Here is a 10,030-nt window from a genome sequence, read left to right as displayed (position 1 = left end):
AAATGCGAAAAAATCATTTTAGACTTTTATAAAATGAAAGATATTAAAGGAATCGGTGAGATATCTAGCAGTCAAATTTGTGTCATAGGCAGCATTCTAGAATATTTATCGTTAACGCAAAAACAAAACATTCCTCATTTACCAATCCCTAGAATTATCAATTTTCATAGCTATATGACTATTGATTTCTCTACTAGACATAACCTTGAAATTGTAACAAACTCACAAGGCGGCTCGAACAGAAGTTTACTAAGCACCATCAATCATACGGTTACTAAACAAGGCGGACGTTTACTATATAATTTTCTTTCCAGTCCTTTAACCAACATTGTTAAAATAAATCATCGTTTAAATATTACCGAGTTCTTTTATTCCAACTTAGAAATAGTACAAAGAATTAGAGAACTTCTAAAAAAAACTAGTGATATAGAACGCTGTCTAACACGTATTACAATGAACAGAAGTTCAGGTCGTGATTTACTTAGTATTAAATATACCTTGGAAGCTGCAGCGATTATTAAAAGAGTATTTTTTGACGCTTACGGTTTTAATTTACCTGATTTTATCGAAAAAATTATTAAACCTCTCTCAGGCGATGCAGAATTATATCATTTAATAGACGAGAGCATAAGAGAAGATGTACCGAATAATTTAAATGACGGAGGTATAATAAAACATGAATACCATCCGAAAGTAGCTCAATTACATGATTTAATTAATAACGGGAAATTACATATTGAAAAGCTAAAAGATCAATATCGCAAAGAAACGGGCATAGACAGTTTAAAAATATCTCATAATAATGTTATAGGGTTTTTTATCGATATTACCGCTAAAAATGTTAATAAAATCCTTGATCCCAAATTTATTCATCGTCAAACAACGGTTAATAATGTCCGTTACACTACTACTGAACTACAAAAGCTTGAAAGCGAGTTAGTCAACGCTAAAACCTTAGTAATAAGCTTGGAAAAAGAATTATATGCCGATATTTGTAGCCAAGTAATCGAAAAAGCTGCCTATTTACGAATGCTTGCAAGCTCCTTAAGCGTGCTTGACGTATTTTGTAATTTTGCTTACATCGCTGATGAATATAATTATGTTAAGCCTGAATTTACCGATGATTTAAGCTTTGATATCGTTAAAGGACGGCATCCTGTGATAGAAAAAGTACTACAACTAGAAAGCAGAAGCTTTGTATATAATGACTGTCATTTATCGGAACTTAAGCGTATTTGGTTAATTACCGGTCCTAATATGGCAGGTAAAAGTACTTTTTTACGTCAAAACGCCATTATTACAATCATTGCTCAAATAGGTTCGTTTGTGCCTGCTAAAAGTGCCAAAATAGGGGTAGTCGATAAAATATTTAGCCGAATAGGTGCTGCTGATGACTTAATTAAGGGACAATCAACCTTTATGGCAGAGATGCTTGAAACTTCGGCAATTCTTGCTCAATCTACAAAAAACTCACTAATAATACTGGATGAGGTAGGTAGAGGTACATCCACTTATGACGGTGTATCTATAGCATGGTCGGTGCTTGAATATATCCATGATAAACTAAAATGTCGCTGCTTGTTTGCTACGCACTATCATGAACTTACTGTTATGAATAATTTCCTGCCGGCTTTGCAAAATTATACTATTGCCATTGAGGAGTCAGGTAAAGATATTCTATTTTTACATAATATTATATCAGGTGCTGCCGATAGATCTTACGGTATTCATGTTGCAGCTTTAGCAGGGCTCCCTGCTAGCGTTATAAACAGAGCTGAGCAGATTCTGCTTAAATTTGAGAAAACTTCTACCGGTAAAGGAAAAAACATTTTATCAACGGAATCAAATAATTTGAGCTTATTCAATCTTGAACCTAATAAAACTACTATAAGAAGTAAATTAGATGAACAATTTAGAACTATCGACCCTGATAAACTATCCCCTAAAGAAGCACTTGAGTTGATTTATGAGTTGAAGAAGTTGGGTTAAGATGTCATTCCTGCAAAAGCATGGATTCAGTAGTCTGTATTGTCATACCGCGACTTGATCGCGGTATCCAGGAATATTTAACTACTACAAATGTTTCTAATGGATACCGTGGTCAAACCACGGTATGACAGGCTGGACGTTTTTCCAACCAATATTTACTGCAGGCGAAAAAATTAGGATTAGCGAAATTTTCTTTACCGTAAGTAATTTCTTGTCCATGTGTATCTAAAATATTACCGCCGCCGGCTTTAATTAAAGCATGACCTGCCGCTATGTCCCATTCCATAGTTTGACCGAATTTTGGATATATATCAGCTGCCCCTTCAGCAATTAAGCATAATTTAATTGAACTGCCTATTTCATTTATTTGACTGAATGAATATTTACTTAAAAATTCTTTAGTAGCTTTATTTGAATTATAAAAACCTATTACCGCATTAAGCTCTTCATGTTTAGGTTCATGATTAACAAATATGTCTTTAGAATTCTGTTCGATTTTTAACCGACCGTTTACATCGGTATAATATAGCTTTGCCGTTTCAGGGTGATATATCAAGCCGATGGTTGGAAAACCGTTTTCAATAAGCCCTATATTTACCGTATATGTACTTTTACCGTTTACATAGCTCCGTGTCCCATCAATAGGATCGATTAACCAAAAAGTATCACTGCTTAATATAGGTAGCGGCTGCTCTTCACATACTATAGCTATTTGAGAGGTTAAGCTTCGTAAAGTTTGATAAATTATTTTACTAATTTCCTTATCGGCATTAGTGACTACTGACCCATCTGATTTAATATCAGTCAATATTCCTACCTTTTTTATATCTAGTGCAACCTTGCCGGTATTAATAATTAAATCTTTTAAAGCAGCTATTAAGTTATTATTCATATTATATTTATTAAATGCGAATTATGTCATTCCTGCGTAGGCATTGCCCTCATGGATACTGAAAATGGTCATTGCAAAAGGAGCGAAGCTTTGCTGCAATCTAGTTTTAATTTCATGAGATTGCCACGCTTCTTACAGTCACGGAGTTGTTGGGTGGATACCACCCCGTCATTACGAGCAATCGTAGACTGCATAGCAACCCAGAAAAATAATAAAAAATTCTGTAAATCAGAATTTTTACTGGATTGCTTCGTCAAAACTTACAGTTTTGCCTCGCAATGACGATTTCTCAATAAAATATTACTTATGTAATTTGCTATCGGGAATATTTAACATCTCGCTAGCTACATCATCTTCTAACCACTGACCGGTATTTAAAAACGTAGATTGCTGCAACTCAGCGATTCGATTATCAGGTGATCCCGGTAACATTTGCCATCCCAAATATTCAATTCCATAATATCCTATATCAACCATGCTTAAATAAGAATCCATATTTTCTAAATCTTTTTTATTATTCGCAAAAATTACTATTTGTGTAGGTTGTTTCGGTATAATTCTTAAGAACTCTATAAGAGTTTTTACTTTATTTATATTACCGGTAAATATTATACCTAAATAAAAAATAGGGGCACCAGCATCACTTGGGTTAAATCTAAATACATCTTTATCATTAACTTTATTAGTAAAATTAATATTGAGACCGTAAAGTAATGTATATAACCATCCTTCATAATTTTCAATTAAATTACATGGGGCAGTTATTTCTTGAAGACCTAAAACTGTTGCACCTTGCTGTTTCATCTTATTAATTAAATCTATCCATTTAGATTCAACAAGAATCATTTGACGCTGCACTATTAATTTTGCAATAGTTTTATTAACTGATGCATTATCCGCTGCAAGACTATATAAATATTTAGTAAAATTTATATAAGAATTATCCTGATATCGAAATAATTTGGATTTCGGTGTTATGATAGTATTATCTATATTTATAAGTACCAGCGTATCTGCATCTATCTTCGGTAATAAATTTTTCATTGTTACCGAATCTACAGAGTAAGTAGGAATAATTTGACCATAACTTACACACGAAATAACTAAGCAAAGTACGCTCAATAACACTTTATTGATTTTTATCATAAGGATTTTTATCTTTTATCTTGTTAGTTTTTAGAGGCGGATTATTTCTTTTTATCTTATTTATTTGAGGTATTAAATCATTAATGATTTTAGTATAATATGCAGCATCTTTATTTTCCGGGGGATTGTTATTATTATAATAATAACCAATAAATAATATATTAGCACTATAACTATTAAGTTGACACTCCATTGATTTTAATAATTCTATGTTACTGCTAATTATTATAAAAGCTTTAGGCATAAATCCCATGTGAATAAGAAAATTGAGCATTATTTCCGCTTCCGATATATTATTACTCGTCAATATACCCTTATAAAATACCGGATAAGTATTAGCAAAACTGTCTAAATTGTTAAAAATAACATAATTATTGTTTGGAAAACTATTTGAAAAATCAATATCGAAATTTTTCTTTAAATAATCGGCAAACCATATTTCAAATTTAGGAATATTATTAAAATAACCGGTAAATCCATCATTTACTGCTATTATAGGGATGTTACTATTACTCATTTCATTTACAAAATTTGGAAAATCAGATGCTTGTAGTTCTTTCTTATAACTATCATTAGTTAAAATTAATTGGTCTATATAAATAGCTTTTGGATTTTTATTAATATTACGCAAAAGAGGAGTTAGTGTAAGATAAATATCTTTGTCAATTTGTTCACCTATAGGCACTAAAGACTTAAACAAAAATTCATCTAAAACTATTACTACTAATAAATCCTGAGGTACATAATTTTTATTATAATTTTCTTTAAAATCTTGTTTTATTTTATCTAAGTTATCTACTTCGATAATCGCTGCGTTAACTAAGGAAGTAATAAATAATAGCAAGATAAATAAAGATTTTTTGAATATCATCATAATTTTTAAAATTTTATTATTGTATAGGATAAACGAAGTTTAATGTGGAAAAGAGCAATGAGTCTATAAGGCGAGGAGCGGAGTATACTTAATACGTGAGCACCGCAGAACTTATAAGACGACGTAGCCAATTTTTCAAATTAAACGAGTATATATTAGTGTTACCACATCATGGTGCTAATATCAATCCATATTAAACTATAATACAGTAAATATGTTCAGAAGTTTTTTTAGTTCGCTTGGTGGCGGCATAGGAAATGCATTTGGCGGTGGTATATTTTCAAGCGTAGGCAGATTTGCCGGTAAAATGCCTGGTGAGTATTTAGATCAATTAAATCACAAACCGATAGAACATGACAATATTAAAAATTTCAAAGAAAGTTTTAAATATGTAACAGCTAATTACGGTGCAGCTATACCGTTAATTTTCAGTACTGCAAGAGTTAACGGAAAAATAATTTGGGCAGATCAAATTAAATAGATAAAACATAGTACTCCGTATAAAGAATATTTCTCTTATTTTCATAACTTAAAATCCGTTACTAATTTCACTGAATATAGCTATTTCTTTTCTTTTGCAGTTAGGATTTGTGAGGGAGAAATTACCAAAATTAACAGACTATGGGCAGGTGATGAGGTAATAAATTTAGGTAAGTATAATTTAGATTATATAAAGGCTCAGAAACACAATCCACCCGATCCTTTAATTGAAAACTATCTCGGCAGCGGCAAAACTCTTGCTTTGAGATCTCTTAGCTATATAGTATTTGAGGAACTACCTCTAGAAGATTTCAGCAATATTATTCCAAATTTCTCATTTGAAGTAACAAGAAAACCCAATATTTATCTACCTAATAATTATGCAAAGCTTGAAAATTTAATAAGTAGCATTAACATGATACCCGGCTCAGATGAATTTGTTTATGATACGGAAGTACAATATAAAGCTCAAGCAAGTTCTTACGACGGTGTTATAAGCCATGAGGCTATTAACTCCCATAATCATTATAATATTGCAGATAGTTTATTTAGTCTTAATCAATTACAAAATACCTGCCCTAATATTAAATGGATAACACCAGTAGTTTCTTGGTTCGGCGATAGTTTAAACATAGGGCACTGCCGTATAAAACCGGCTATAGAGTTTAACGACCCTATAACCTCATATTCATGCACTTAGCAAGTAGGAATAGAGAGAATGCTAAAATTATCTCTAAAGATGAGCATAACAACCCTAATTACGGTGGCACGGTTAATGATGCTAGTGTAGTGCGTTACCTAATAGAGCTGAAAAGACGTAATTTAAAAATTATGTTTTATCCAATGTTTTTCATGAATCTATCAGGTAAACCATGGCGTGGGCATGTAACAGGTTCTGCAAATGCAGTAAGTAATTTTTTTTCATAAAGCGGACGGTGATAATAACGTCATTCTTCACTATGCAAGGCTTGTTAAAGGTTACGTTGATGCTTTGATAATCGGCTCAGAACTAATCGGTATCACTTCTATAAAAGATTCAGCAAATAATTTTCTGGCAGTGCTAGAACTTATAAATCTTGCTCGTTTAGTAAAAAAAATATTAGGAAGTAATGTACAAGTTACTTATGCCGCTGATTGGTCGGAATATCATCATACTAGCGGCGGGTGGTATAATTTAGATCCGTTATTTGCCTCCCCTTATATCGATTTTGTAGGTATAGATGCTTATTTCCCTTTAACTAATTCTTTAAGTTCTCAGATAACTAAAGAAGAAATTATGAAAGGTTGCCACACCGGCGAAGGATATGATTATTATTTAGACGGTAATGGTAATAAACAACCTCTATCTGCTGCTTATACTTGGAAAAACGTAGATTATTGGTGGAAAAACCATTACTATAATCCTGATGGAAAGCGAACGGCTTGGGAGCCAAAAATGAAAAAAAATATGGTTGACCGAGTTTGGCTTTCCGTCAATAGATAAAGCTCTAAATCAACCAAACGTGTTCTTTGATACTAAATACACGAACGGCGGTAGTCCTAAATATTCCTCGGCAGGCACAGATTACTCAGTGGCAACGTACGACTATTAAATGTTTTTATGAACTTGGGACACACGCCCCTACCATGCATGGCCGCACGATAATATTTGGAACGATAATCATTTATGGGAAAAAGGGCATTGGGTTAACGGCAAATTCGGCTCTTGTAGTCTTGCTGAGATAATCCTTGCGCTATCTGCTAGAAGCGGTATTGACCTACAAAAAATCGATATTTCTACTATTGACAAAGTGGTAGACGGCTTTATTTTGAATAAAGTTTTATCTACAATAGATGTGATCAATTCTTTAAGAATATTTTACTTTTGTGATATAATAGCAAGCGATTGTGAAAAAATTAAATTTCTGAAACGAGGATCAGGCAATTTAGAGTATCTAAGCAGTGAGAGCTTAATAAAGTTGAGCGATAATAGCTATTTAAAGCAAATAGAAATACCTGACGCACATATTATTAGCAAGCTTAGTATTAATTATCGACAGGTTTAATAATTATGATAATTCCTATTGTTACGTAAGTAATGAAACAGATTCAAATAGTCCAACCCTTAACGTCAAAATTCCTATTATTTGATCCATACCCGAAATAGAGAAAATAGGAGGATTAATCTTAAAAAATGCTTCTATAGAAAATAAGGCAATTAAATTCTTAATACCGACAATTTTTAATGAGTTTAAGCCAGGGGATTTCTTGATACTTCATTATAACAAACTTAAATACCAAATTAGAATAGTAAACATACAACTACTTTCTCTAACTTCTTAAGGCCTTATAGATAATTTATCTTCTTATTATTTACCTGCTGCAAATATCTTGTCCAGTTTTAAGCAAACCATAAATGAACAAGTTAAATATTATACTTGACTTACCTTTTAATGTAGTAGCAGGAAATGATCAGCCTTATCTAGCCGTTTATTTACAGAGTAATATTAATGAAGCTTTATTAATGGAGCTTTATATGTATCTACAGATGGCAGAGATTACACCAAAATAGTAAATTTAACTCACCGAACTTTTATAGGAAGCGTTGTTAGTGTTGCTTCAGACTCTCTTACTATCAACTGTCAAAATCTTGAAAAGCTAGTTAATGATGATTGGAATTTGGCAGCTTTCGGTCTAGAAATTATAAAATTCAAAAGATGGCAAAAATTAGATATTGATACTTATAAAATAAGCAAAATAGTTAGAGGAGAATTTACAACTCAAAACTTAGTTTGCTCTCATCTTCAACACGAAGATTTTATTTTACTTAAAAAGAATTTTAATATCATTCCCGTAGCTAGCAAATTAAAAGGTAAAAAAATATATTTTAAAGTCGGTAATCTATCACCTATAGAAATTACTTTCCAAAACAAAGCGGGATTATAGGCTGTATAAAATTGCAAGAATTAGAAATTATTTTAATTTCTCAATCTCTCTTTTGGTTAAACCGGTAAAGTCTATAATCTTGTTTATAGGTTCTTTTATAGATAACATTTTTTTAGCTAAGGTAATTTTTTCTGCTTTTACCATTTCCATATCTTTAGCTTTTTGGATTTGTATCCCTTTTTCTATACCTTCTTGAAGCCAATGATGTGCGATACTTCCCATAATTTCCTCTTCTATTTTTGGATTTAAGCATATTTTCTAACTCTATTTTATCAGTTTGATCTATTTGAGTCAAAGAGTAACTCAAAGCACTTTTTATGTAATCAACACCGGTATTAGAATTAGCAATTATTGTCAAACAACTAGATATTTCTTGCCATTTATCAAATAAATTAGGTTCGTGAATATATTTCATTAGAATCTGTAAAACAGCTAACCAAGGATTTTCTTTTAATTTCTCATCAGGTATATTTTGTAAATCTACAAGTTGATAAGCATTGCTCCAAGTAACTTTTACTAACTCACTATTTTCAAATAAATCCCATAAATTTAAAGGAGCAGTATATTTTTGATTATCATTAAAAAATACTAAGGGATATATAAACGGAAATTTCTTGGAGTTAGGATACAAATTCGAGTGCCGCTCAGCGATATTTAACATATACTTAAACAAGCGAAAAGCCATTAAGTGATCGGAACCACTTTGATGTTCCAGTAGTAGATATAAATAACTTTCGCTATTATTAATTTCAACAGAAAATAAAACATCCGTGATAGATTCTTTAAGACTTAGCTCTATAAAGCTATCATTTTCCAACGTTAAAGTAGCAGGGGAAAATAAAGTTTTTATATTTGACGGTAAATGCATATTAAAAAATTCTCTAGCGACGAAAGGATTTTCTAAAGCTTTTTGAAAAAACTTATCATGCTTTACTTTTTCTGACATAACGTTATTTAAAGTAATATATTCGCACAATAGCAGGAAAATCTAATAATCTAGAATTGAAATTTATATTTTTAAAAAATTTAAGGTTATAAAAATTACTTGATATGTATATATAAAATAATTACAATATTAAGGCATTAATATATACCAGTAATAAATATGTATGCAGCAATTATTAAAATCGGTAATTCTAGAGGCTTACGGATTCCTAAAACTTTTCTTGAACAATGCAAAATAAAAAGTACAGTAAATTTAGCGGTAAAAAACCACTAACTTATAATAACTCCTTATGAAAATATACGAGAAGGCTAGGAATGGTAAATATTAACAGATGCGATATATTACTTATTTCTCGTGATCCGACTAAAAAGGAACGAAAATAAATAAGACTAGACTTTGCATTGTTATTTCTCCTCATAAAATGAATAAGTATATTAATACTCTTATTGTTGCTCCTATGACGAGTAAAATTAAAAACTATCCAACTCTCGTGTTACGGTTACTTTTGACGGTAAAAAAGGCAATATCGTGTTAGATCAAATTCGTACTATAGATACATTTAGAATTATAAAAAAACTTGGAACTTTAGACAATGAAACTATACATTTAGTTTTTAAGACTTTAGAGGCTATATTTACTTAATGCGAACTATAAATAAGTGCCTTGTCCATAGTTCGCATTCAATAAACTTACAGATTTACCTTAAGCCTTAAAGAACCTTGGTTAGCTATATATTTCTTCACAAGAAAGAAATTATATCTAATACCAAACTCCATCA

General features: G+C 31.2%; 14 protein-coding genes and 1 pseudogene. 10 read left to right on the top strand and 5 right to left on the bottom strand.

Annotation, left to right across the window (positions count from 1 at the left end):
- Nucleotides 1-1,989, top strand: a 1,989-nt coding sequence (gene mutS / locus A452_RS0101720) for a DNA mismatch repair protein MutS (protein ID WP_025999540.1), incomplete at its 5' end; no start/stop codon positions are given.
- A 112-nt stretch (nucleotides 1,990-2,101) separates the two neighbouring features.
- On the opposite strand, the gene A452_RS0101715 is transcribed toward mutS, so the two are convergent.
- The 3 genes from A452_RS0101715 to A452_RS0101705 all read right to left on the bottom strand — a co-directional run bounded on the left by A452_RS0101715 (nucleotide 2,102) and on the right by A452_RS0101705 (nucleotide 4,895).
- Nucleotides 2,102-2,881 carry a 3'(2'),5'-bisphosphate nucleotidase CysQ family protein gene (locus A452_RS0101715; RefSeq protein ID WP_014412961.1) on the bottom strand — a complete coding sequence of 260 codons (780 nt, stop codon included), beginning with the start codon at nucleotides 2,879-2,881 and terminating at the stop codon, nucleotides 2,102-2,104.
- Between the two features lie 300 nt (nucleotides 2,882-3,181).
- On the bottom strand, nucleotides 3,182-4,027 hold the full coding sequence (locus A452_RS0101710; protein ID WP_014412962.1) for a DUF2608 domain-containing protein: 846 nt from the start codon (nucleotides 4,025-4,027) through the stop codon (nucleotides 3,182-3,184).
- The gene (locus A452_RS0101705) at nucleotides 4,011-4,895 is read right to left on the bottom strand and encodes a DUF2608 domain-containing protein (protein WP_025999539.1); all 885 of its coding nucleotides are present in this window, start codon (nucleotides 4,893-4,895) and stop codon (nucleotides 4,011-4,013) included. Before A452_RS0101705 ends, A452_RS0101710 begins: the two co-directional genes overlap by 17 nt.
- Before the next feature lie 220 nt (nucleotides 4,896-5,115).
- On the opposite strand from A452_RS0101705, the gene A452_RS0101700 reads away from it, so the two are divergent.
- From A452_RS0101700 to A452_RS0101670, 8 genes are all read left to right on the top strand, one after another.
- On the top strand, nucleotides 5,116-5,382 hold the full coding sequence (locus A452_RS0101700) for a hypothetical protein (RefSeq protein ID WP_014412964.1): 267 nt from the start codon (nucleotides 5,116-5,118) through the stop codon (nucleotides 5,380-5,382).
- A gap of 261 nt (nucleotides 5,383-5,643) precedes the next feature.
- Nucleotides 5,644-6,081, top strand: coding sequence for a hypothetical protein (locus A452_RS0101695; protein ID WP_025999538.1), 438 nt, complete (start codon nucleotides 5,644-5,646; stop codon nucleotides 6,079-6,081).
- Nucleotides 6,072-6,308: a hypothetical protein gene (locus tag A452_RS0101690; RefSeq protein WP_025999537.1), complete on the top strand. Its 237-nt coding sequence runs from the start codon at nucleotides 6,072-6,074 to the stop codon at nucleotides 6,306-6,308. Before A452_RS0101695 ends, A452_RS0101690 begins: the two co-directional genes overlap by 10 nt.
- Nucleotides 6,295-6,864, top strand: a complete 570-nt coding sequence (locus A452_RS0101685; RefSeq protein WP_081482368.1) for a baseplate megatron protein TIM-barrel domain-containing protein — start codon at nucleotides 6,295-6,297, stop codon at nucleotides 6,862-6,864. The genes A452_RS0101690 and A452_RS0101685 overlap by 14 nt, the downstream gene beginning before the upstream one ends.
- A gap of 19 nt (nucleotides 6,865-6,883) precedes the next feature.
- Entirely contained in the window at nucleotides 6,884-6,973 is a 90-nt protein-coding gene (locus tag A452_RS12935; protein ID WP_269208730.1) for a hypothetical protein, read from the top strand.
- Nucleotides 6,974-7,189: 216 nt separating this feature from the next.
- Nucleotides 7,190-7,426 carry a hypothetical protein gene (locus tag A452_RS0101680; protein WP_014412965.1) on the top strand — a complete coding sequence of 79 codons (237 nt, stop codon included), beginning with the start codon at nucleotides 7,190-7,192 and terminating at the stop codon, nucleotides 7,424-7,426.
- Nucleotides 7,427-7,776: 350 nt separating this feature from the next.
- Nucleotides 7,777-7,932, top strand: a complete 156-nt coding sequence (locus A452_RS11035) for a hypothetical protein (RefSeq protein WP_014412966.1) — start codon at nucleotides 7,777-7,779, stop codon at nucleotides 7,930-7,932.
- 107 nt (nucleotides 7,933-8,039) lie between these two features.
- The gene (locus A452_RS0101670; RefSeq protein WP_014412967.1) at nucleotides 8,040-8,306 is read left to right on the top strand and encodes a hypothetical protein; all 267 of its coding nucleotides are present in this window, start codon (nucleotides 8,040-8,042) and stop codon (nucleotides 8,304-8,306) included.
- A 27-nt stretch (nucleotides 8,307-8,333) separates the two neighbouring features.
- Here the strand turns inward: A452_RS0101670 and A452_RS12455 are convergent, their stop codons facing one another.
- Together A452_RS12455 and A452_RS0101660 are read right to left on the bottom strand one after the other, a co-directional pair.
- Nucleotides 8,334-8,456 (bottom strand): hypothetical protein, encoded by a 123-nt coding sequence (locus A452_RS12455; protein WP_014412968.1) that lies wholly within the window; start codon nucleotides 8,454-8,456, stop codon nucleotides 8,334-8,336.
- A gap of 4 nt (nucleotides 8,457-8,460) precedes the next feature.
- A complete protein-coding gene (locus A452_RS0101660; RefSeq protein ID WP_014412969.1) occupies nucleotides 8,461-9,252 on the bottom strand; it encodes an Rpn family recombination-promoting nuclease/putative transposase in 792 nt (263 codons plus the stop codon).
- Nucleotides 9,253-9,673: 421 nt separating this feature from the next.
- On the opposite strand from A452_RS0101660, the pseudogene A452_RS12930 reads away from it, so the two are divergent.
- Nucleotides 9,674-9,894: pseudogene (locus tag A452_RS12930) on the top strand (type II toxin-antitoxin system PemK/MazF family toxin).
- Nucleotides 9,895-10,030 lie beyond the last annotated feature (136 nt).

It is taken from the genome of Rickettsia australis str. Phillips, from assembly GCF_000273745.1.
Lineage (GTDB): Bacteria > Pseudomonadota > Alphaproteobacteria > Rickettsiales > Rickettsiaceae > Rickettsia > Rickettsia australis.
The sequence above is the reverse complement of the archived record's forward strand: the minus strand, read 5'-3'. Positions and strand labels throughout refer to the sequence as shown.